Genomic DNA, 25,155 nt, shown 5'->3' with positions numbered 1-25,155 from the left:
AATTTCAAAATGTTGAAACAGAAAATAGTTGTGGTTTTCTTTAGTTTGATTTGTGCTTTATGTACAGCTCAGCCAATTGGTGTACTTACTCATTTTTCAAATAATGGAGGGTTAAGTCAATCGCGTGTTTTAGGAATTCAGCAGGATAAAAAAGGATTTATTTGGTTAGGTACTTTTAACGGTCTTATCCGTTACGATGGCAACACTTTTAGAAAATTTAAAGTTGGACAGGACGGTTCTCTAAAAGTGCTTTCCAGTCGTGTGTCAAAATTCAGCTTTGATAACAGCGGACGTATCTGGATCCAGTCAGAAAAGAATGATATTTATTATTTTGATACAAATGAATTTCGTTTCTATGATCCCATGCAGGGTAGCTCCTTAAGAATTGCTTTTGATGAATTTAAAATTATGCCATCAGGCAAAATATGGCTATTCCCAAAAGACAAAAATTATATGCTGTTTTTCGGAACAGACAAACAAATAAAAAGGATTGATTTTAGTGCTGCTAAAGGTTTTGGAAAGGTAACCGATGTTTTTGAAGATAAATTAGGAACTACCTGGTTTTTAACAGATGCAGGGATTTCCAGATTGAAGAAGTCGGCTAAAGTGCCTGAATATTTCTTTTTAAACATGACAGGGCAATCCGGAAAGTCTTATTCTTTCAATATTGCAACAGAAACTAAAGATGATCTTTGGTTTGGTGGAGATAAAGGAAAACTTACCCGTTACACCAAAAAAACAAGTACTTTTTTTGATTTAGATTTGGACATCAAAGATGATATTGTACTAGTTAAAGCCTTGACAGATAACACAATATTTGTTATAACAAAAGAGCAGGGTATAGGTATGTATGATATTAAAAAAGAAAAATTAGATCAGTACAATAGTAAAACATTACCTGGCTTTCCTGAGGGCAGTCTTACTTTTTTAGGAATAACCGGTTCACGATATTTTTGGTTCGATACCCCTTCTTCAGGAGCTTTTCAGTTTGATTTTCTCACTCGAAAATTAAAATCCCTGAAAGTGGATTTAAATAACCACCACGTAACAACAGCCGGTAAACAAAAAAGTTTTCTCTTAACATCGCCAGACGGAACCGTCTGGATTCAGTCAAACAAAGGGCCATTAGCATATTGGGATGAAAAGCAGGGCAAATTATTTTCTGTAATGAAATGCATCCGGGAGTCAAAAGAAACTTTTTCTGATGTGATGTACACTGCTATGTTTGATAAATTGGGCAATCTTTGGTTTTGTTCTTACAAGCAGGGACTGGATATGATTACGTTTAACAACACTAATTTTTTGAAACTGAAATTGAATTCGGCTGCGGAATCTGTGAAACACAATGTCCGAAGCCTGATGGAAGACAATAAAAGAAATCTTTGGGTAGCAGGGCGTGAGGAAAAAATTACACTATTTGATTCTCAAAAAAGAAAAATAGGTTTGTTAGGATCAAACGGTATAATAGGCAATGCTGGACCGGGATGGGGAGCTGATATTTACAGTATGATGCAGGATCATAAAGGCAGAATCTGGGTTGGAACCCGTGGCAACGGTGTGTATTGTCTCACTTCCAAATCACAGTCATTTAACTTCGAAGTGGCTAATTACAAATATGATAAAAATGACAAATACAGTATTAGTTCTGATGATATTTATAAGATTTTTCAGTCATCAAATGGCAATATTTACCTGGGTACCTGGGGTGGGGGAATCAATATAGTGAACGAGTCAGACGGTAAAATTCGTTTTATAAATTATAGAAACGAAATGAAAAATTACCCGATAGAGACGGCCGACAAAGTGCGTTCCATAGCTGAAACAAAAGATCACAGACTCTTTTTTATCTCTTCTTATAAATTATTTTCTTTCGCCGGCGGAAACACATCTGCTGATCAATTACAATTTAAAGAGCATTATCAGGCTTCAGGGAATGATATTTTAGACTTAATCGTTACAAAAAATGATCGTCTGGCATTGGCCACTAACGGAAAAGGACTGATTTTGGTTGATATTGATAAACAAGATCAGGTAAAAGCAAAAATATTCTGGAATGAAAATGTTGGATTTCCATTAGAAGGTGTTGTAGGAATGCAGGAAGATGAGATGGGTAAAATTTGGCTCATGGGAGACAATCAGATTGTTAGGTTTGATACCAAAAAAAATAGTTTTGAAACCTTTCCGGAGCTTAAATCGATTACGGGAACAGAAATATTTTCTGAAGCTACTAAATGCCGGTTAGCATCAGGGGAGATTGTTTTTGGCTACTCAGACGGAGTGATTTATTTTAAGCCGCAAGCCATTAAAACTTCCACATTTAAACCGTATTTAGCTGTTTCTGAATTTTTAGTCAACAATAAAGAATTGTTTGAAGTCAATTCTGAAATTCCGGACAATCCTGATCTACTAAGTGAAGTAACCTTAAAACACAATCAGAATTTTTTTAGAATTCAATTTTCGGCTTTAGATTTTATTAAAAATGAAAATGTAGTTTACCGTTATAAGCTGGACGGAATTGATAAGGACTGGAATTATCTGAAAGGCGGACAGTCTATAAATTATACCAATCTTGGCAGAGGAACTTATACATTGCTGGTTTCATCTACAAATGGCCACAATTTATGGACTGGAAACGAAAGACAAATAAAAATCACTATACGGCCATCAGTTTGGGGAACTTATTTTGCTTATTTCTGTTATTTGCTGCTGGCAATCGGACTGTTTGCATTGGTCAGACGTGCAATTTTAACTATTTTAAAGTTGCGTAACGATGTAAGGGTTCAAAAACAAATGAGTGAATTGAAACTGAATTTTTTCACAGATATTTCCCATGAGATTCGCACACCCCTTACGATGATTACGGCCCCTCTTGAGACAATGCTTACGGATGAACATATTAATGATTCGGTAAAATCACAACTCCGGATTATCGAAAAAAACAGTAATAAATTATTAAATCTGGTCAATCAAATTTTAGATTTGAGGAGAATTCAGGATCGAAAACTGGTCGTAAATGAAGTGAATTTAGGAGAGTTTGCTGCTAAAATGTGCGAAAATTTTACTGAAATGAGTATTCAGCGCAATATACAGCTGAAGGTCAACATCAGTGCAGCAAATTCAAATATATGGGCAGACCCCGACAGTCTGGATAAAATTTTGATTAACCTGCTTTCTAATGCTTTTAAATATTGCAATAAATGCGATACAATTGAAGTAATAGTGGAAGAATCTGAAAAACATGTTTGTTTAAAAGTGAAAGATAATGGTCCGGGAATTAACCCGCTGCTTCAAAAAAGGTTGTTTGTGCGTTTTTCAAATTACAATGAAAACCCGCATAACCCAAGTACCGGAATAGGACTTTCAATTGTAAAAGATCTCGCAGACAAACATGGAGCAATTATATCGGTTGAAAGCACACCCGGAAAAGGAAGCTGTTTCAAGATTGATTTCCTGAAAGGTTACAAACATTTTACTGAAGATGTTGATATTTTACTAGAAGAAACAGATGAATATGTACAGGCAGACACGATAATTGAAGATGAAATTGATTCAATACCATTTGAAATTGAAGAAAGAGAAATGCCTATTGGCCTTATTGTTGAAGATGATCCCGAATTGAGAGGTTTTATTGTTTCTGTTTTAGAAAAAGAATATACCATTTATACAGCAGAAAATGGTGCAGAAGGATATTTAAAAGCCAAAGAACTATCGCCTGATTTCATTATCAGCGATATTATGATGCCGGAAACAGACGGTATAGAAATGCTAAAATTGATCCGTGACAACTTTGCTGTTAGCCATCTTCCGGTTATTCTTCTCAGTGCAAAATCATCGATAGAAAGCAAACTGGAAGGAATGGAATATGGTGCCGATGATTACATCACCAAACCTTTTAATGTGAGTTTTTTAAAAGCACGGGTAAAAAATGTCCTGCAGCAGCGCCTTCGCCTGCAGCGACTGTATTCTACTGGTAATATTACTGAAATTGTCGAAGAAGAGCCATTACAGATTTCCAATAAGGACAATGCATTCATGGTTCAGGTAATTAAACTGGTAAAGGAAAATATGTCTAAAACAGATTTTTCTGTTGATGAATTAGGCAGACTGATGTGCATGTCACGTGCGAGTTTCTTTAATAAACTAAAACATATTACCGGCGTTTCGCCAGTCGTATTTATTCGCGACATGCGACTCAGTGAAGCTGCCGAACTGATTAAAAATGAAGATTTGCTGATAAAGGAAATTTGTTTTGAAGTTGGTTTCAATGACCTGAAATATTTTGGAAAATGTTTCAGGGCAAAATTCAATCAGACCCCGGCTGAATATCGCAGGCAGTTTCGTTAAAATTCAAATATTTAAGACAGATATTGTAAAAAGAGGCTTCGACTCCGCTCAGCCTGACATAGAGATCATTTTGTGATACCCAGATGTCATCCTGAGCGGAGTCGAAGGCTTTATAACGTAAATTTTCTGTTAGGTTCAGCCTGACAGAGAGATGGACTTTTATAATTGATTCGAGTGTCATCCTGAGCGGAGTCGAAGGTTAGTTCAATTCTGTTTTTTCATTATGCAAACTTATATTAGAAGGGCTTCTACTCCGTTCAGTCAGACAGGGAGATAAACTTTTTAATGGATCCGGAGTGTCATCCTGCCCGTAGTCGAAGGCTGGTTTATTATTAAAGTTTTTTCGACTCCGCTCAGCCTGACATGAACACAGATTTTATAACTAATACTACTGTCATCCTGAGCGTAGTCGAAGGCTGGTTTATTACTAAAGTTTTTTCGACTCCGCTCAGCCTGACATGAACACAGATTTTAAAATTAATACAACTGTCATCGTGAGCGTAATCGAAGGCTGGTTTAGTTCTATTTTTGTTTGTGCTAACATATTAGAATAGGGCTTCGACTACGCTTAGCCTGACATTGAATTTTATAATTGATTCCAGTGTCATCCTGAGTCAATTCGTCTTCGCTCAGGACAGACTTATTCAAAGGCTATTTACCCCTATAGTTTCTATGAGCCGTTTCATTTAAACATGCTGAAAGTTTTTTCAGGTCTTCCCATTTATCATTGATTATGGCTTCCTTCTTTTTTCTACTCCATCCTTTTACTTGTTTTTCAAACGAGATAGCCTGATTTACTTCATTGAATTCAGTATAAAAGACTAATTCTAATGGTCTCTTATCAAAAGTATAGCATTCTTTATTGAGTCCTGAGATATGTTCCTTTAACCTTCTTTCAATGTTATTTGTCATTCCTGTATAAAAACTGTTATCAGAGCATTTTAAAATATATACGAAGTAATGTTTCATTTCAATAATTAATTAGATTGAAAAAATATTTATTCCTTAAAAGTAAGAAAAATACCTTTAAAAAGCAATTGGAATGAGTTAGCTTTTTTCATTATTATTAATTTAAGTGTGTACCAATTGGAATGGGGCTTCGACTCCGCTCAGCCTGACATGAACACAGATTTTGAAATTAATACAACTGTCATCCTGAGCGTAGTCGAAGGCTGGTTTATTACTAAAGTTTTTTCGACTCTGTTCAGCCTGACATGAACACATATTTTATAACTAATACAACTGTCATCCTGAGCAGAGTCGAAGGTTTGTTCAATTCTGTTTTTTCATTATGCAAACTTATATTAGAAGGGCTTCTACTCCGTTCAGTCAGACAGGGAGATAAACTTTTTAATGGGTCCGGAGTGTCATCCTGAGCGTAGTCGAAGGCTGTTTACTACTAAAGTTTTTTTTGACTCTGCACAGTCTGACATGAACACAGATTTTATAACTAATACAACTGTCATCCTGCCCGTAGTCGAAGGCTGGTTTACTATTAAAGTTTTTTAATAATGATTGTCCAAATTGAATACGACTTCGACTCCGATAAACCGGCAATTCAATATTTTCTATTCTTATTCACTGTCTCCTTAATTTTGAGTTAATAAACTCCAACTTCATTTTTATTTGCACTTATTTTTTAATACAATGTAAAAAATATCCTAAATAATTAGAAATTCATCACCAATACATTGTTGAATTAGCAATTTCACCCTACTCGAAAAGCAATATTTACACCTATTTAAAATTCACTATCTCTAGTTTTGCCTCATAACCAATAGTTTTTAACTAATTCTTAACTAACTAATAATAACCAGGCTTATGAAACAAACCAGCACTTTCATTCTATTATTCACTTGCAAACCTATAGTCTCCTGTAGGCAGGTATTTACCGGGCAGTAACCAATTTCCAATTTTAAATAATATGATATGAAAAACATAAAAAAACTAATACTCGGAGTAGGCGCACTTCTTTTAATAATGACATCCTGCTCCAGTGACGAAATGAAATATGAACCCTCTGTTGTGAGAGATTATGAACTTCAGCTGAATGGCAACCCTTGGAATATTAATGTAGGTATTTCAACCAGACCAATTTTTATTTATAAAGATAACGGGGATTATTTCGGAAACTACAGTTCACTTTATCGTTTTGCACTCGAGAAAGGAAGTTACAAATTTATTGCAACAGATATTCCGGCAGAAATGGTTCCTTTACCAGTTAACCTGAATGATTTTGTTGTCCCGCAATCAATAAATGCTGATCAAGCTGTAAAGTTATCCGCTGTTGTGCCTTACGCATCACCTTTTGATAACAAACTCACCCTGAACATTGTTGCAAGATCGGGTATATTGCGTCTGAAGTCAAAAGATATTGTAGCCGATCCGAGTTATACGGTTATAAAAACAACCGTTTTTGTAAAGCGTAACGGATACAAAGTCGCTGATGAGTCCTATGTGCAGGGAGACATGTCGGTTTCCAGATCTAAGAAAACAACCACAGGAGGAATTAACTACTTAGACGATTTTATTGTATTTCAGACAGATGAAGTAGCAAACAATGTTAAGATTCGTATAGAGTTTATGACTGATGATCTGGTTGTGGTAAAAACAAAAGAAATTGAAGGCTCTTTTCCAATCTTAGGAAATGGTGTTACTAATATCGATTTTAATCTTAATGATCCGGATACGCCAATCATCAAAGATTATGTGGTAACCATTAATGGAGTTGTACAGACCAAATAAATAAATCCAATTGTACAGATTTGAAAACAAATCTAAATCAAAATAAAATATAGTGATGATGATAAAAAAACATATCATGAGCACGTTAATCGTCTTGTTCTTTGCGGTTGGCGGTTATGCTCAGGAAACTGTGACGGGAGTCGTGAGAGATAAAATGGGCTCTATTCCCGGTGCAACAATTAGTGTAAAGAATGAAAAATCAAATACCACCAGTGATTTTGACGGAAAATTTTCAATCAAAGTGACAAACCCTAAAACGGCAGTTTTAGTGGTTAAGTTTATTGGTATGGAAGATATTAGTGTGCCTTTAAATGGACGTACTTCCGGAATTAACATCGAGATGAGAGAATCGACCAGTGAACTGAATGAAGTAGTCGTAATTGGTTACGGTACACAAAAACGTGCCAACCTGACCGGATCTGTTTCGAGTATAAAAGGAACAGTATTAGAAAAGGTTCCAACCAGTTCTGTAGCGGAAGCATTGGTGGGTAGATTACCTGGAGTTCAGATTACTTCGGCTGACGGTTCTCCGGGTTCTGAAATAATGATACGTGTTCGTGGAGGAGGTTCTATTACGCAGGACAATGCACCTCTAATTTTGGTTGATGGTTTTGAGGTTGCCAGTTTAAATGATATTCCGCCAACAGACGTAGAATCGGTAGAGGTATTAAAAGATGCCGCATCTACTGCTATTTATGGTGCCCGTGGTGCTAACGGGGTTATTTTGGTGACTACAAAAAACCCAAAAGTAGGAAGGGTTTCAGTAAATATAAACAGCTATATGCAGGTAAAAACCTTAGCAAACCGTCTGGATGTAATGGATCCGTATGAATTTGTTATGATGCAATATGAATATGAAAGAGGAAGAACCTCAAATCCAACAGCTTTTTACAATCGTTACGGACAGGCTAATGAAATGTATATTTATAAAGGGGATGCTGGTACAGACTGGCAGGATGAAATTTTTGGGACTAACCCAATTACTAAATACCTTGATTTTAATATAAATGGCGGTAATGAAAAAACCAAATTTAAGTTTTCTGTAACCAATCAGGATCAGCCAGGGGTATTGGTAGGAACAGGTTTAAAGCAGACCAATATGAACCTGACGCTTAATACAAAACTGTCTGATAAATTTACTTTTGAATTTCAGTCCCGTTTTATAAATAAGACAATTGATGGGTCTGGTACAGAAGGAGTTAGTCTGCTTAATGCAATACGTCAGGCACCAACACTTGGTTTGCAAGATTATATGACATTACCGGAAGATGATACTTATTTTGATCCCGAAGATTATGAACCTGTTACGCGTATGAATCCAAAGCAGGAAGCGGAAAGAAATTATCGTGAGCGTACCGCACGTACATTCAATACAGTAGGAGCATTGACCTGGAATTTAATGAAAGGATTAACTTTTCGCAGTTCCTTTGGTTTTGAATACCAATATGAAGAAGACGGCCGTTTTTGGGGCTTAAAAACCAGTACGGCAAATGCTAATGGAGGACTGCCGGTAGTGGGCTGGCAAATGACTCAAAGCCCGCGTACTCAATTAAATAATGTATTGAATTATAGTTTTAAAATCAATTCAGTTCACGATTTTCAAACTATGATAGGACAGGAAATGAAGGATCAGAGAAGCTTTAGTAAAACATATACCACGCGTTATTTTCCTGAAACTATAACTGCAGAAAAAGCAATAGATAATCTTGCACTGGGAACTGCTTATGCAAACTCATCAAAAGAAGGTTCACCTAATAAAATTTCATCATTCTTCGGTCGTGTAAATTATGGTTATGATGACAGGTATCTTGCAACATTTACCATTCGTGCAGACGGTTCGACCAAGTTTGGTCCGGATAATCGCTGGGGAATATTTCCGGCAGCAGCTTTTGCCTGGAGAATATCAAATGAAAAATTCTTAAAGGAGAGTACAACTGTTTCAAACTTAAAATTGCGTTTAAGCTACGGAGTTTCTGGTAATGACCGAATTGATGGCGACTTGTATGCCAAATATTATGGTGTTTCCCAGGACAGGTCAGTAGGCTGGGGAGAGAAACCACATTACTACTATAATTTTTATAATCCTAGTGGGAAGAGTGTAACGTATTTAAACAATCCAAATGTAAAATGGGAGACAACTTACACAGCCAATATTGGTGTTGATTTTGGATTTTTTAAAGAACGCCTAACTGGTAATATCGAATTTTACCAAAACACGGTAAAAGATTTGTTAGTACCTTCTGATATTCCGGGAGCATCTGGTTTTAGCAAAATCATGACCAATGTGGGGCAGACATCCAACAAAGGAGTTGAATTTGCTATTAATGCAAATCTAATTCAGAAAAAAGATTTCCATCTGGATGTAAATTTCAATATTGGATATAATAAAAATAAAATTGATGCACTTTCAACCGGAGAAAATGAATGGATTCTTAGTTCAGCATGGGCAGGAACACAATTATTAAATGATGATGATTACCGTGCTTATGTAGGCGGTGCAAAAGGTTTGATTTATGGTTTTGTTAATGATGGTTTTTACACGATGGATGACTTCGATTCATTTGATCCATTAACTAAAACGTGGAAACTGAAAGAAGGTGTGGCCAACTCCAAAAACCTGTCAGGTGATCCGCGTCCGGGAAATGCTAAATTTAAAAAGCTGACACCTGTTGACCCATCAGATTCAAATACGTATGTAATTGGTGCAAACGACAGACAAGTTATTGGTGATACTAATCCGAAATATTCAGGAGGTTTTGGAGTGAATGCAGTATGGAAAAACTTTGATTTTAATACTTTCTTCAACTTTGTGTCCGGGTTTGATGTTTTCAATGCTAACAAAGTAATGATGACTTCATGGTACCAAAACAACCAAAACAACTTAGGTTCGGAAGTAGGGATGGAAAACCGTTGGAGAAACTTTGATGATATGGGGAACGATCTACGTTATTCACCGGAACTTTTGGCTGATTTCAATAAAAATGCGACAATGTGGAACCCAACTTCAATTGGTCGTCCTATTGCTTCTTCTTATGCGGTTGAGGATGGTTCTTTTTTACGACTAAATACACTTTCTATAGGATATACAATTCCGATAGATGTATCCAAAAAATTAATATTTAACAAAGTCCGTTTGTATGTAACCGGCACTAATTTGTATGTCTGGACCAATTACTCAGGCTATGATCCGGAAGTTAATCTGGCAACAGGATTGACACCTAATATTGATCACGATGCGTATCCAAGAACAAGAAACTACACTTTTGGGGCTCAGTTATCATTTTAATTAATTCAAATTTTAAAATCATGAATAAAAAGATATTATTAAGTATGCTATGTAGTTTCGCTCTGTGTTTTACAGCCTGTGATGATTATTTAGACGTACAGCCGGCAACCGGTTTTACCGGGGATGAGGTTTTTAGTTCTGAAGCTGAAATACAATCTGCACTTGCGGGAGTATACACACTTATGCTTACAGACGATGCGTATTCTAATCGTCTCGCCTTTGTTTTCAATCCGAATACAGATGTAGAGATGGCGGCAGTGAATACTACTGCGGTGAATGTTAACGGCTCAGACATTGCTTGTTTTGAACCGAAACCGTATTGGACAACCCTGAATTCTACCTGGAATGCCATGTACAAAATTATCAATAACGCCAATGATGTTATTCAGGGAATTGAAGGTTCTGATCTTTACAAAAACGCCAGCAAAACAGAGGCTTCGAATATTACGCAGATGTACGGAGAGGCTAAAACAATCCGTGCAATGGTATATTTAGATATGATCCGCATTTGGGGAGATGTTGTGTTTCGTACTACATCATCAACCGGTGATGAGGATTTTAGGGTAGGAGTTACGGACAGAAATAAAATCCTTGAGTTTTTAATAGATGACCTTAAATCGGTAGAGCCATTAATGCAATATGCAAGTGCAGTAGAGTATGGTACAGAGCGTGCCACAAGAAGCTTTAACCAGGGATTGATTGGTTTACTTGCCCTTACACGTGGAGGATGGACTTTACGCCCTGATAGCGATCCGGCCAGTATTGGACACATGGTTCGTGGAGAAAATCATGAATTGTATTATGATATTGCTATCCAGTATTTAGGTAAAGTAATTAATGAAGGACAGCATGACCTGAAATTAAGCTACCGTGATTTTTGGATTACTCAGAATAAGCTGGGAACTCCGGTTAATGATGATGTAATGTTTTCATTACCATTATTAAAAGGTGTTTCAGGGGAATATGGCTATATTGTCGGTATTCCAATTATAGAAGGAAGTCATCCTTATGGAAGCGCTTCAGGAAACGTTAATTTAGCAGGGACCTATTTGTTTTCATTTGACAGCCAGGACTTGAGACGTGATGTTACCTGCGCACCTTATTCGTACGATGCCAATTTAAAACAGGTAATTCGTCTGGATTTAGCTAAGCTGGCTGTTGGAAAGTGGTCAAAACTTTACGGAGATCCTCAAGGTAGTACAAGTCAGAAAGGAACTGGTGTCAACTACTCCTGGATGCGATTTGCAGATGTATTATTGATGTATGCAGAAGCAGTAAACGAACGATTTGGTCCTCGTCAGGATGCTCAGGAAGCTTTAAAACGAGTACGTCGAAGAGCGTTTGATGCAGCAGACTGGCCCACAAAAGTAGATGGTTATGTGGCTTCAAAATCAAATCCGGATCTGTTTTTTAAAGCTATTATGGATGAACGTGCCTGGGAATTTGGAGGAGAAAGCAAGCGTAAGTTTGACTTAGCCCGCTGGAATAAATACAGCGAGGTAATTTACAATCAATACAACAAATTCGTGAACTGGGGTAAAGTAGCTAATGGAGCTTATGTACCGGGTGTAGATGAAGTTCCGGGAAGTGTATATTGGAAAGAGATTCCGAATCCGGATGCTAATAACCCAAGTAAAACAATTTTAGATATTAAAGGAATTGACCCGATTCTACAGGCAAAACCTGCAGGTTATACAGAGACGGTTTTTGCAACAAAATGGTATGCCTTAAATAGTGATACCCAGTCTTATGAGCCAAACAACGATGTAAAGTGGAGTTTTAGAGGTTTTATCAATTTTAATAATGCTTCAAGTAAATCTCCTAATGACCCATTACGTTATTTATGTCCTTATCCTTCAAAAGTAATTTCGGATCATCGCGGGGCTATTCAGAATTATTATGGTTTTAACTATTAAATTGAATTACATATGAAAAATTCAAAAAGAGCTATTTATATTTTATCATTCCTCAGCATGATTTTGCTTGGAGGAATGTTAAACTCCTGCCAGCAGGACGAGTTTGCTTATGCAAAAGTCGGAGACTTGTTTCAGCCTAAGTTTGTGCTGTCTGCCCCTGTTGTAAAAAGTAATTCAATTGCAGTAGTATGGTACAAAGTGAATGACGCTGTTTCTTATACGGTTGAATTGCATCTGGATAATTACTACAACAGTCTTTTCAAAACGTACACGATTACAGATACTCAAATTTTGATGGATGATATTCCTTACAAAACGCAGTTTTATATCAGGATTCGTGCGAATAGCGCTGATCCTAAATTCAATTCGCAATGGGCATATACAAATGCTTTGACCGAAGAACGTCCGGAGTATGCTCAGATACTAAAACCTGTTCAAAAGGTAAATATTACTGAAACTGAAGTTACTGTCAGCTGGACAGTAGATGCTGCTAATCCGGTAGATAGTATTGCTGTTGCACCGGCTCAGTCTAAGGAAATCCCGGCTATAGGACGTAAACTGACTCAGTCAGAAATAAGTCTTGGGCAGGCCAAAGTTGAAGGTCTGGAAAAAAGTACTGCCTACACTGTAAATGTTTATGACAATAATAAACCACGTGTTTATGACAGACCATACAATCAGGTTACCTTCCGTTCGGCAGGTCCATCACCAGGACAGATTTTGGTTATGAAAGGGGATGATTTAGATGCATTGCTGAAAAACAACAATACGGATGCAACAATTCCGGAAGGAACAGAATATTTCCTTGAAGCAGGTTCGTTATTCAAGATTACACCATTTACTATTACAAAAGGTTTTAAACTTACAGGGGGTACAGGGGGAGCGAAACCTCAAATTGAGATGAACGGAAACTGGAATATTACCGAAGGATCATTTTTAACATCATTAGCATTTGAAAACATTCGTTTTTATCAGACCATTGATGCCAGTTATTTCTTTAACAGCGGAACTTCATGGACACTTGGAGATGTTACTTTCTATAACTGTGAATTTAATAATTTTAAACGCGGTTTCTGGAGACATCAGGGAAGTGGAAAATATAAAGAAATAGGAAAAATTGATATGCAATATTGCACTTTTGACCAGGTAGGGGGGCATACAGGAACTTATGGTACATTTGTTTTTGGTTCTGCCGGTGCAGACAATGTTAAAGAAGCTTTTTTCTCAAATATTACTTATATGAGGGATTACTATCAGACAACTGACAGAACCCGAAATTTTAAAAATTTGTTTGATTACGGATCATCGGCATATCCGATTCGTCTTGAATTTCAGAATTTAACGATTTATGATTATGCCTATAACCGTGGATTGATTAATATGCCTTCTGCCGTTGGTTCTACTTTAATCTTTAAAAATGTATTGTTAGCCTCTTCCTCTGGAAAAGTTATTCAGGGTATTGGTGCTAATTCTACCACCGAATTCAGTAATAACTACACCACTACAGATTATCTGTTGGGAGCTGCAGCCATTAAAGGAACTGAATTAGGAATCAGCGCACAAAACTTATTTGTTAATCCAACCGCAGGAGATTTAACAATTAAAGATGCCAATTCTCCTATTGTTACCAACAAGGTAGGAGATACCAGATGGCTTCCTAAATAAATATTTGTTGGTTAATTGTTTAGTTAAAAAGGAGTATCCTAACCCCGGATACTCCTTTTCCTACCAAGTTTTTTCTAATGCTGATACCTCAGATAAATTACTCTGAAGATAAACAGTGCCTATACATAAATGTTTTTTAGTAAAAACATGTTGATTAAATACTATTTAAAATGAAATTAAAACAATTAGTACTGTTCATTGGTTTGACAGTTTATGGATTTGGAGCAAATGCTCAGGGATGGAATGGTGACTTAGGAAACGGAAAGTATAAGAACCCAATTTTACATGTTGACTACTCCGATCCGGATGTATGTACAGGTAAAGATGGATATTACATGACCGCTTCGAGCTTTAACAGTTCTCCGGGACTTCCTGTTCTGCATTCAAATGACCTTGTAAACTGGGAATTAATTGGATATGCATTACAAAATCAATTGCCGGAGGAACATTATCGTACTGTACGACACGGTGATGGTGTGTGGGCTCCGTCCATTCGGTATCATAATGGCGAATATTATATTTACTGGGGCGATCCTGATTTTGGGATTTATATGGTAAAAACCAAAGATCCTGCTGGCAAGTGGGAAACTCCTGTTCTGGTAAAAGAAGCAAAAGGAATCATCGATACCTGTCCGTTTTGGGATGAAGACGGAAAAGCTTATTTATCATATGCTTTTGCGGGAAGCCGTGCCAATGTAAAAACGGTGATGATGCTTTCTGAAATGGATTCAAGCGGAACTAAATTAATCGGGAATCCGGCAATGATTTTTGATGGTCATAACGGTCATACTACTGTTGAAGGTTCTAAAATGTATAAAAAAAATGGCTACTACTGGATATGGGCTCCTGCAGGAGGCGTAAAACCGGGATGGCAATTAGCCATGCGTTCCAAAGATGTTTGGGGACCTTATGAATCTAAAATAGTACTCAATCAAGGGAAATCTCCGGTTAATGGGCCACACCAAGGTGGTTATGTAGAAACACCAAACGGAGAAGGCTGGTTCCTGCATTTTCAAGATCGTTGGGCTTTTGGGCGTATCGTTCACCTGCAGCCGGTAAGCTGGAAAAATGATTGGCCTTTGATTGGTGTAGATACGAATAAAGACGGAATTGGCGAACCGGTTATGGAATGGACAAAACCTAATGTGGGTAAAGACTATCCGGCAACGCCATTAATTTCTTCAGATGAGTTTAATAGTCATCAATTTGGTTTACAATGGCAGTGGCAGGCAAATCAAGATCCTGCCAAACACTGGGGCTGGTCATCGGCAAATTTGGGTTACATGCGTCTAAATTGTATTCCACGTGAGGAGAACATCAAAACCATGTGGATGATGCCTAATATTTTACTTCAAAAATTTCCCGGAGCTAATTTTACAGCAACCGCAAAACTTAGTTTTCAAAATAATCCGGATGCCGGAGTCTGTAATTCTGGTTTGATTGTTTTTGGAGAAGATTACTCATACATCGCTATTGAACAAGATGCTACAGGAAAGTTAAAATTAGTACAACGTTCCATGAAAAATGCCCGTACTTCAAAAGAGGCGGAAAAAGATATAGCAACAATTGCAATAGATAAAAAAGAGGTGTTTTTACGTACCAAAGTAGAAATGGTTCAAAACAAGGAACCTTTTGATGGTAAAGTGACTTTTTACTACAGTACAGATGGAAAAAACTTCAAAAAATTAGGAGAATCATTTAAACCGAGTGCAGGTCGTTGGGTTGGAGCCAAAATTGGTCTTTTTGCTTCGGGAACCAAAGGAGTTAATGACAGCAGTTATGCCGACTATGACTGGTTTAGAGTGGAAGAAGATAAGTAATAAAAAAATTACAACGTGTCAGGCTGAGCGGAGTCGAAGCCCTTTACGATTATCAAGCCTTCGACTCCGCTCAGGGTGACACCCAGGTAAAATAGTGTTTAGTACAATTAAGAAATATCAAATGTTTCGAGATCGTTTTAATCCGTTATCACAGATTATTAAGTTAAAAACAATGAGAAACAAAATTAAATATTGCATCCTCTCAATTCTGGTTTGCTATTTGGCTTCATTTGGACAATCAAAACCAAAGGATAATGAATTTTCTCCAATAGAATGGGCAAAAAAAATGGCCGATTCGGACCAAAAACGTGTTCCGGATCCTGTTTATCTGGATGGAGTAAAGTACCCAAAATGGAATTACACGAACGGATTGGTAACACTTGCCAATCAGAAGTTATACGATTATACCAAAGAACAAAAATACTGGGATTATGCACTGGCATACGCAGAAAAGCTTATTGACAAAGACGGAAAAATAGGCGGTGGTTATGAGCTGGAAAAATATAGTCTCGATTTAGTGAATTCCGGAAAAAACCTTTTTGAAATTTATAAAAAGACAGGTGAGGAACGCTATAAAAAAGCGATGGATACACTTCACAAACAGTTAGAAGGTCACCCAAGAAATTCTGATGGCGGGTATTGGCACAAGAAATCGTATCCGTGGCAAATGTGGCTTGATGGTGTTTATATGGCAGACCCGTTTTCTGCAGAATATGGTGCAGTTTTCAATGTTCCAAAAGCAATTGATGATGCCATTTTGCAGGCAGAACTGATTCAAAGACACACTTTTGAACCTAAAACAGGCTTGAATTTTCATGGTTATGATGAAAAGAAAGCACAGTTCTGGGCGAATAAGGAAACCGGACGTTCTTCTCACGTATGGGGACGTGCTCAGGGCTGGTATTGCATGGCTTTGGTTGATATTTTAGATTTTGTTCCAAAAGACCATCCGAAGCGCAAAGAACTGATACAGATTGTTCAAAAGGTTTTTGCAGCGGTGCTTCGTGCTCAGGAAAAGGAGACTGGAGTGTGGTGGCAGGTGATGGATCAGCCGGGTCGAAAAGGAAATTATCTGGAATCTACCTGTTCGACCATGTTTGTTTATTCTTTTGCGAAAGCGTACCGAAACGGATATGTGGGTAAAGCCTATCTGAAATCTGCAAAAGTTGGGTTTAACGGAATCCTGAAACAGTTTATTAAAGACAATCCAGATGGAACAATTTCAATTACAAAATGTTGTGCTGTTGCCGGATTAGGAGGAAAAAATCCTCAAGACCGCGACGGATCATTTGAGTATTATATTTCTGAACCTATCCGGGATAATGATGCTAAAGCTGTTGGTCCGTTTATTATGGCAGGTATTGAATTACAAAAGATCCTGGATAAAAAATAATTCGATTTTTACGACTGAAAAAAGCAAAATATCTCAATTAGCCCCGATAGGAGTGGAAATCCTTTTGTGCCGGTGTTCGGCACAAAAGATTGTAACGAATAGCGGGACTATAGGCCTGAAAATATTCAATTTTTCTGCTTCAAAAAAATTATAGCAGCGATTAAAACATAAAATTAAATATGATAAAAATTAAAGAAGTTTCCCTTATTGGATTAGTAATTTTCTCCCTGATTTTCAGTAACAATAGTGTTGCTCAAAATAAATCTAAGCAAAACAAGGTGTCAACAGAAAGCAAACTTCCTTTTGATATGCCTGAAGTACAAATTCCAAAATTTAAAAAAGATACTTTGAATATTGTCAATTTCGGAGCTGTTCCAAATACCGAAGTGCTTTGTACAAATGCCATTAATGAAGCGATAAAAAAATGTTCAGAGTCTGGTGGCGGTGTAGTTGTCATTCCTTCGGGTTTGTGGACTACCGGCCCAATAAAAATGCAGAGTAATGTAAACCTTCATACAAAAAACGGAGCTTTTATTTCTTTTACAAGCGTTATAAAGCAATACAAACTGATTGAGTCTTATTTTGAAGGAAACAAAGTTTTACGATGCGAATCACCGATTATGGGAATTGGTTTAGAAAATATTGCGATTACCGGCGAAGGAATTTTTGATGGAAATGGTTCTGCATGGCGACCAGTTAAAATTGGAAAAATGACAGCCGCACAATGGGATGAACTGGTAAAATCCGGTGGAGTTTTGTCTAAAAATGGCAAAATATGGTATCCTTCTGAAGGGGCAAGAATCGGTAATGAAGAGCAGGATAAACTTCCAAAAATACCAACTCCGGAAAATATGGAGCCTTACAAACAAGCGTTACGGCCTGTTATGGTAAGTTTTGTAAGTTGTAAAAAATTGCTTTTGGATGGTGTTACTTTTCAAAATTCTCCTGCATGGAATGTTAATCCGTTGATGTGTGAACATATTACTTTGAAAAATTTAACCATTCGAAATCCGTGGTATTCTCAAAATGGTGACGGTTTGGATTTGGAATCTTGTCGAATCGGTACAGTAACCAACTGCACTTTTGATGTGGGCGATGATGCGATTTGTATTAAATCGGGTAAAGACAAAGAAGGCAGGGAGCGTGGAAAACCAACTGAATTATTCGTGATTACCGATTGTGTGGTCTATCATGCACATGGCGGTTTTACCATTGGAAGCGAAATGTCCGGCGGTGTTTGTAACATTTTTGCTAAAAATTTAACTTTTATCGGAACCGACTGCGGATTGCGTTTTAAATCCGTTCGGGGTAGAGGAGGAGTCGTTGAAAATATTTGGATGGAAGACATTCGTATGAATAATATCCCTACCGATGCCATCAATTTTAACTTGTATTATTTTGAAAAAGCCATTTCAGAGGACAAAAATACGGGTGAGATAATAGTCGAAAAACAAGCGATTACCGAAGCAACGCCAGCTTTCAGAAATATGTACTTCAACAATATTTATGTAAACGGAGCGGCACAAGCAGTAAAAATCATGGGGATTCCGGAAATGCCTGTAGAAAATATTCAATTTCAAAACATGACTATTCGATCAACAGTTGGTATTCAAATGAATTATGCGCGTCAAATCGATTTTAAAAATCTGGATTTAAGGCTCGACAAACCCGGAATTGCTGTTAGTTTTTCAAACAGTCAAAAAGTGTCAATCGAGGATTTTAAATCTACGGGTGAAAACCAAATGTTTTGGGTGGGAGGAGTTTCAACAAAATCGGTTTCCTTGAATGCTAAGGGGAAGAAACTGACTTTGAATAAAGAGGTAAAAATGCTGGAATCCATTAGAGATGAAGTTAGAATAATAGAATAAACAAGTATATGTAACTAATTGATTTTCATTTACTTATAAAAAAAATACAAATTAAAATATTAACCTAGTCGGGTGTTTTTTGTTTAGGGAACAAAAAATGTATCGGGAACTGTTTGATAGTTTTCAGTTCTCGATACAATCCCGATAAATCATCAAATTAACTCAATATGAAGAATTAAATAAAGAATGAGCCTTATCAAATCTTAAATTCCTGAAATTTTGCATAAGGAACAAACACAGATTATCTAACCAAAACCAAACCAAAATGAAAAAAAATTACTTTATGTTCTTGTTACTGATACTCTTTTCAGTAATGGGATTTTCGCAAACCACCCTCAAAATCGAAGCAGAAAGTTATAATCTGAATTCGGGTGCAAAGTCAGAAAACAATGCTGCACTTTCAGGAGGAAAAAATGTAGGTTACATTAAAAACAATACCTGGATTGCTTTCACCGGACACGTTTTTAATCAATATGACACTAATTTTAATGTCCAGGCATCGGGAGCAACCGGAGGAACCATTGAGTTTCGATTGGGTTCTGCTGCCGGAACTTTAATAGGAACAGCAACTATTAGCGGATCTACAGGATTCAGCGATTACAAAATGTTCTCGTCTGCCATTACACCTACAGTCGGTACGCATGATTTGTATCTGGTTTTTAAGCATCCAACCAGTACAGGTTATCTTTTTAATATAGATTATCTGGAAAAAGTTACTAATATTCCCGGTGCGGTTACTTACAGTTTGGCAACCAGTGTTAGTCCTGCTTCATCGGGAACAGTTACTTTAAATCCGGCTGGAACCAGTTTTAATGAAGGTACTGCCATTACGTTAACAGCCAATAAAAACTTCGGATATAATTTCACGAGATGGGTTGATGGTAATGGAGATTTGGTTTCAACAGCTAATCCATATACCTTCACAATCAATTCAAATACTACGATTATTGCAGAGTATACAGTTATTGAAACTTATACTTTAAGTGTAAATGTTAACGGAGCGTACGGATTAGGGGATTATTCTGTTTCTCCTGCCGGGAAAGATGGCGCATTTTCGGTTTACGAAAAAGGAACGAACGTTACGGTAACGGCCATTGAAAATGATATTGTAAAATTCAGCAACTGGTCTGACGGATCAACGGCGTTAAGCAACACCATTGCGATGACCGAAAACAAAAGTATTACAGCTACATACGATAACGCCGCTTTTATCGCAGGCTGGACCTTTAAAAATGACCAATATGCAAATCCAAGGATAGCTGAATTGTACAGTAATGTTGACAACAGACCTCAGTTATCTGCTTATAATGTGGCAGATAATGTTTTTGCTCCAAATGTGAGGCTTTTAAACAGAGGCGGAAAAAGTGGAGTAGGCGTATGGAATACAATCAGAGGTGATTTTTTCTACTTTATGACCTCTTTTTCGACTGTAGGTTATAAAAATATAAATATTTCATCAGGAATGATTGGCTATTACTATGGCTGTGATGAATGGACTTTTCAGTACTCGCTTGATGGTATAAATTTCCAGAACATTTCAGCTCTGACAAGTATCAATACAAGTTCTGTTACACCAATTGGAGGAATACTGCCTGTTGAATCGGAAGGAAAAGAAAAAGTATATATCAGGTGGTTTCCAAATGTAAACGGGCCAAAACACGGAACTGCAACTGATGTAACGGCTACAGTTTTGTCAAATGTTATGATAAAAGCAGAGGAAGTTTTTGTTGCTGATGCGACTGCTCCGATATTATTATCTTCAATTCCTGCTGTTGCTTCAAATACTGTTGGGGCGAGTGGAAATATCATCCTTAATTTCGATGAAAAAGTAAAATTAGGTACGGGACAGGCGACACTTAATGCAAAAAATTTAACGGCAGAATTTGTAAACAAAACAGTAAAATTCAGCTATTTCGGATTAGAATACAACACACAATATACTTTTACTTTACCTGCAGGTTTTATTACAGATTTATCCGGCAATAATGCGGCTGCAGTAAATCTGTCGTTCACAACAATGGAAAAACCGATTCCGGCAAAGAGAGGTTTTGACTTAATTGTCGATGCCAGTGCAACGGCAGAACAGCTGACTTCAGGTAAATATGTAAAAACGATTGCTGAAGCATTTACGAAAGCACCTTCTAATTCTTCAACAAGATTTCTCGTACTGATTACAAACGGAACTTATAATCTGGGCGGTGATGGTACAAATCCTCAGGGAATTGTGTTACAGCTTCCGGCAGGAAAAAACAATGTATCCTTAATTGCACAGTCAAAAGACAAAGTAATTCTTCAGGGAAATCCTGGATGGGGAATCAAAAATGCGGTTCTTTCCATTGAAGCCAATGATTTATACATGGAAAATATTACCATTGAACACAAGGACGGAATCACGACATCAGGCCAAAGACCTGCATTGAACCCAGCCGGAGACCGAAATGTGTATAACGGAATCAGACTAAGAAGCAAACAGGATACTCAGGTTACAGGAGGAAACAGAAGTTTTTATTACAAATCAACGATTGAAGGTGATGTAGATTTCATCTGCGGAGGCGGAACACACTGGTTTGAAGAGTGTAAACTGGTTTCTGTGGCAAGTGGATATATAGTAGCTCCAAATCATACTGCAGACATTAAATACGGATACATTTTTAATAACAATACCATTACGGCAGCCACCAGTTATTTTTTAGGGCGTCCATGGCAGAATGCACCGAGGGCTGTTTATCTAAACACAACAATGATAAACGAACCGAATACGCTGGGCTGGGCAAGTATGGGAACAGTGCCGGCAATTTTTGCAGAGTACAATAGTGTAAATGGAAATGGAGTGGCAGTCAATACTGCCAACAGAACCAATATATTTAATGTTAACAGCGTTCCTCAGACGGGGAATTACAATCCGGTTTTGACCAAAGCACAGGCAGATGAATATACTATCGAAAATGTTTTGAGCGGTACTGATAAATGGGATCCACGCCTGATAGTGGAACAAATTGCAGCACCTTCAAACCTTGCTCTTTCAGGAAACAACACGCTGAAATGGGATAACAATCAATATGCTATCTGTTATGTGATCAGCAGAGACGGAAAAATAATTGACATTACAACCAACGCAACGTATGTTGATAATGCTGCAACTGCAGGTACGCACGAATACACCGTACAGTCAGTAAGTGAATACGGAGGATTAAGTGTTGCCAGCACTTTTAGTGCTACGTTGGGATTAGGAGATATTACCGGATCTAATTCAGTAACAGCTTATCCAATACCAGCAAAAGATATTGTAAATCTGAGTTTGCCTGAAGGAATTGGAAGTCTTAATTATGAAGTTTATGCTGTTCAGGGACAAAAGGTTAAAAAAGGCATTTTAGAAAACACAATTCGTTCGATTGATTTAAGTATGCTGAGTCCTGGTCTTTACATTATTAGCTTAAAAAATGAAGCAGGAGCAGTTTATAAAGTAAAAGTGATTAAAAACTAAAAAAAGCTGAAGATGAAAAAACAATTATTTTTTAAGCTGTTGCTGATGTTATTTTCAGTAATAGGATTCTCGCAAACCACCCAGCGCCTTGAAGCTGAAAATTATAGTACCTTCAATGGAGTATCTATAGAAACCAATGCCGCGCTCTCAGGAGGAAAGAATATCGGAAATTGTAAAAATGGATACTGGATTAGATTCGCCGACCATGTCTTTAATCAATATGATACCCGTTTTGATGTTGCAGCAGCCAGCAGAACTCAAACCGGATCACCGACTGTTGGCTCTTTAACCGGGACTGTCGAAATAAGGACAGATGCAGTAAATGGTACTCTAATAGGAACCGCCAATATCAATGCTACGTCAACCGGAAACTGGACAACCTACCAGATTGTCTCTGTTCCTATAGCCCAAACGACTGGCACTCATGACTTGTATTTTGTATTTAAGCCTGTTACGGGAAATAACTATGTAGGTAATTTTGATTATTTTGAAAAAGTCACAGATAACTCTAATGTTGCTATTTACACTCTGACAACCACTACAAGTCCTGCTTCTGGGGGAAGTATTTCTTCTGCTCCGTTAGGAACACAGTTTGTTGAAGGGACGCAAATGACGCTGACAGCAACTCCAAACTTTGGTTATAATTTTGAGCGATGGGTTGATGGCAACGGAAATCCGGTTTCAACGGCTAATCCGGTTACTTTTGCTATTACCTCAAATGTTACTTATACAGCAGAATTTAAAACGGCCAACACCTATACAATATCGTATCAAAACTCAGTTGACGGATCAGCCTTAACAGGACTAACTCCAACATCTTATACAGAAGGAATTCCGGTGACCCTGCCAGTTCCGACTTTGATGGGGTACACCTTCCACGGCTGGTCAACATCGTTAACAGTACCCAATACGATTAAAAAAACGGAAACTACAACTACAGGGAATCAGGTTTTTTACGCTTTTTGGGGACCAGAAGGAGGAAATGGCAAAGATACTCCAGCTTTTCCCGGAGCTGAAGGTTATGGTAAATATGTTACCGGCGGTCGTGGCGGAAAGCTTATTTATGTTACTAACCTGAATGATTCAGGTCCAGGTTCACTTAGAGATGCTATTAATCAGTCCGGCCCAAGAATTGTTGCATTTAAAGTATCTGGTACCATCAAACTTGAAAGCAGACTTAATATCAAAGATAATATTACCATTGCAGGACAAACCGCTCCGGGCGGAGGAATTACCCTGAGAGATTATGATGTTAAAGTAGGAGGGAACAATGTGATTATTCGTTATTTGCGTTTTAGAATGGGAGATGAAAAAGCTGTAGAGGATGATGCAATGGGTGGTCGTTTTCAAAAAGATATTATAGTAGATCACTGCTCGATGAGCTGGTCAACAGATGAATGTGTGTCGTTTTATCAGAATGAAAATTTTACGCTTCAGTGGTGTATTATTTCAGAGAGTCTTCGAAATTCGGTTCATGATAAAGGAGCTCATGGTTATGGTGGAGTCTGGGGAGGAAGAAATGCTTCGTTTCATCACAATCTCCTGGCACATCATGACAGCCGTAATCCGAGATTGGGAGAATATGCAAACGATCCTTTTGCTCTAACCGATTTAGTAGATATACGCAATAATGTGATCTACAACTGGGGAGGAAACAGCTGTTACGGTGGTGACGCTATGAATGTCAATCTGGTGAATAATTACTGGAAACCGGGTCCCGGAACATCTAACTCTACTAAAGAACGTATTTTATCAACAGGAAGAAGCCTGGATTCAACATCACCATTGTACGGAATCTGGGGGAAATATTATGTTGACGGAAATTATGTAAACGGCTCAACAAGAGCTACTCAGGACAACTGGACGTACGGGGTATTTAATCAGTTTCATGGAAGCCAGTTACCTGTAAGTCAAGCTCAAAAAGACGAGTTAAAAATTGAAACACCACATGCATCCGGAGAAATCACAACTCACACAGCCGTAAAAGCGTATGAACTGGTTTTAGACCATGCCGGGGCAAATTTGTTCAGGGATGCAGTTGATGCCAGAGCAGTTGCTGATACAAGATCCGGAACAGCATCAATCATGAATGGAGGAAACGGAAGCACAAACGGATATATTGACACGCCGTTAGCTGCCGGTGGATGGCCGGTATTGCCAACTGAAGCAGCACCTTTGGATTCTGACGCTGATGGTATGCCAGATGCATGGGAAACAGAAAAAGGCTTAAATCCTTCAAATGCTGCGGATGGAAATTTAAAAACACTTGACGCAGGCTATACCAATGTAGAAGTGTACATCAACAGCATTGTAAAAGCAATCACGGACATTCAAAACGGAACTCTGGGCGTCAATGAATATTCGAATAAGAGTAATTTGTTTTATGCTTATCCAACTGTAAGTAAGAATAAAATAACCCTCAAATCATCTGTAGAGTATGACACAGTTGCAATTATTAATCTTTCAGGTCAGGTTGTAAAGAAAATTTATACAACAAGTACAGAAACTACGATATCAGTTAGTGATTTATCAAATGGAATTTACATTATAAAAAGCAAGAATACAGGAATGACAACAAAATTAATTGTTCAGTAATTTTTTTAAATTAGGATTATTATTAGCGTCATAAATTGC

Annotated in this window: 11 protein-coding genes; 10 read left to right on the top strand and 1 reads right to left on the bottom strand. The window is 37.5% G+C overall.

The window, feature by feature from the left end; genetic code table 11:
• Positions 1 to 9: 9 nt before the first annotated feature.
• Positions 10 to 4,344 carry a hybrid sensor histidine kinase/response regulator transcription factor gene (locus GXM17_RS01790; RefSeq protein WP_163397569.1) on the top strand — a complete coding sequence of 1,445 codons (4,335 nt, stop codon included), beginning with the start codon at positions 10 to 12 and terminating at the stop codon, positions 4,342 to 4,344.
• 651 nt (positions 4,345 to 4,995) lie between these two features.
• Here the strand turns inward: GXM17_RS01790 and GXM17_RS01785 are convergent.
• Entirely contained in the window at positions 4,996 to 5,313 is a 318-nt protein-coding gene (locus GXM17_RS01785) for a GIY-YIG nuclease family protein (RefSeq protein ID WP_163397568.1), read from the bottom strand.
• A 960-nt stretch (positions 5,314 to 6,273) separates the two neighbouring features.
• Between GXM17_RS01785 and GXM17_RS01780 the strand changes: the two genes are divergently transcribed.
• The 9 genes from GXM17_RS01780 (at position 6,274) to GXM17_RS01740 (ending at position 25,116) form a co-directional block, all read left to right on the top strand.
• Positions 6,274 to 7,089, top strand: coding sequence for a hypothetical protein (locus GXM17_RS01780; protein ID WP_163397567.1), 816 nt, complete (start codon positions 6,274 to 6,276; stop codon positions 7,087 to 7,089).
• 76 nt (positions 7,090 to 7,165) lie between these two features.
• Positions 7,166 to 10,375: a SusC/RagA family TonB-linked outer membrane protein gene (locus tag GXM17_RS01775; protein WP_244307311.1), complete on the top strand. Its 3,210-nt coding sequence runs from the start codon at positions 7,166 to 7,168 to the stop codon at positions 10,373 to 10,375.
• 20 nt (positions 10,376 to 10,395) lie between these two features.
• Complete coding sequence (locus tag GXM17_RS01770; RefSeq protein ID WP_163397566.1) at positions 10,396 to 12,291, top strand: RagB/SusD family nutrient uptake outer membrane protein; 1,896 nt, start codon at positions 10,396 to 10,398, stop codon at positions 12,289 to 12,291.
• Between the two features lie 12 nt (positions 12,292 to 12,303).
• Entirely contained in the window at positions 12,304 to 13,956 is a 1,653-nt protein-coding gene (locus GXM17_RS01765; RefSeq protein ID WP_163397565.1) for a DUF5123 domain-containing protein, read from the top strand.
• A gap of 170 nt (positions 13,957 to 14,126) precedes the next feature.
• Positions 14,127 to 15,776 (top strand): glycoside hydrolase family 43 protein, encoded by a 1,650-nt coding sequence (locus GXM17_RS01760; RefSeq protein WP_163397564.1) that lies wholly within the window; start codon positions 14,127 to 14,129, stop codon positions 15,774 to 15,776.
• Between the two features lie 172 nt (positions 15,777 to 15,948).
• The gene (locus GXM17_RS01755; RefSeq protein WP_208796403.1) at positions 15,949 to 17,169 is read left to right on the top strand and encodes a glycoside hydrolase family 88/105 protein; all 1,221 of its coding nucleotides are present in this window, start codon (positions 15,949 to 15,951) and stop codon (positions 17,167 to 17,169) included.
• Between the two features lie 179 nt (positions 17,170 to 17,348).
• The gene (locus GXM17_RS01750) at positions 17,349 to 19,037 is read left to right on the top strand and encodes a glycoside hydrolase family 28 protein (protein ID WP_163397563.1); all 1,689 of its coding nucleotides are present in this window, start codon (positions 17,349 to 17,351) and stop codon (positions 19,035 to 19,037) included.
• A 265-nt stretch (positions 19,038 to 19,302) separates the two neighbouring features.
• Positions 19,303 to 22,521 (top strand): pectinesterase family protein, encoded by a 3,219-nt coding sequence (locus GXM17_RS01745; protein WP_163397562.1) that lies wholly within the window; start codon positions 19,303 to 19,305, stop codon positions 22,519 to 22,521.
• Positions 22,522 to 22,533: 12 nt separating this feature from the next.
• Positions 22,534 to 25,116: a carbohydrate-binding protein gene (locus tag GXM17_RS01740; RefSeq protein WP_163397561.1), complete on the top strand. Its 2,583-nt coding sequence runs from the start codon at positions 22,534 to 22,536 to the stop codon at positions 25,114 to 25,116.
• Positions 25,117 to 25,155: the final 39 nt, after the last annotated feature.

This window comes from Flavobacterium fluviatile (genome assembly GCF_010645065.1).
In the GTDB taxonomy this organism is placed as follows: Bacteria; Bacteroidota; Bacteroidia; order Flavobacteriales; family Flavobacteriaceae; genus Flavobacterium; species Flavobacterium fluviatile.
The sequence above is the reverse complement of the archived record's forward strand: the minus strand, read 5'-3'. Positions and strand labels throughout refer to the sequence as shown.

Bases quoted from the DNA above. Each gene is read 5' to 3' on its own strand.
- GXM17_RS01765 (WP_163397565.1), top strand. From the start codon at position 12,304: ATGAAAAATTCAAAAAGAGCTATTTATATTTTATCATTCCTCAGCATG.
- GXM17_RS01790 (WP_163397569.1), top strand. From the start codon at position 10: ATGTTGAAACAGAAAATAGTTGTGGTTTTCTTTAGTTTGATTTGTGCT.
- GXM17_RS01775 (WP_244307311.1), top strand. From the start codon at position 7,166: ATGAGCACGTTAATCGTCTTGTTCTTTGCGGTTGGCGGTTATGCTCAG.
- GXM17_RS01760 (WP_163397564.1), top strand. From the start codon at position 14,127: ATGAAATTAAAACAATTAGTACTGTTCATTGGTTTGACAGTTTATGGA.
- GXM17_RS01745 (WP_163397562.1), top strand. From the start codon at position 19,303: ATGAAAAAAAATTACTTTATGTTCTTGTTACTGATACTCTTTTCAGTA.
- GXM17_RS01740 (WP_163397561.1), top strand. From the start codon at position 22,534: ATGAAAAAACAATTATTTTTTAAGCTGTTGCTGATGTTATTTTCAGTA.
- GXM17_RS01750 (WP_163397563.1), top strand. From the start codon at position 17,349: ATGATAAAAATTAAAGAAGTTTCCCTTATTGGATTAGTAATTTTCTCC.
- GXM17_RS01755 (WP_208796403.1), top strand. From the start codon at position 15,949: ATGAGAAACAAAATTAAATATTGCATCCTCTCAATTCTGGTTTGCTAT.
- GXM17_RS01785 (WP_163397568.1), bottom strand. From the start codon at position 5,313: ATGAAACATTACTTCGTATATATTTTAAAATGCTCTGATAACAGTTTT.
- GXM17_RS01770 (WP_163397566.1), top strand. From the start codon at position 10,396: ATGAATAAAAAGATATTATTAAGTATGCTATGTAGTTTCGCTCTGTGT.
- GXM17_RS01780 (WP_163397567.1), top strand. From the start codon at position 6,274: ATGAAAAACATAAAAAAACTAATACTCGGAGTAGGCGCACTTCTTTTA.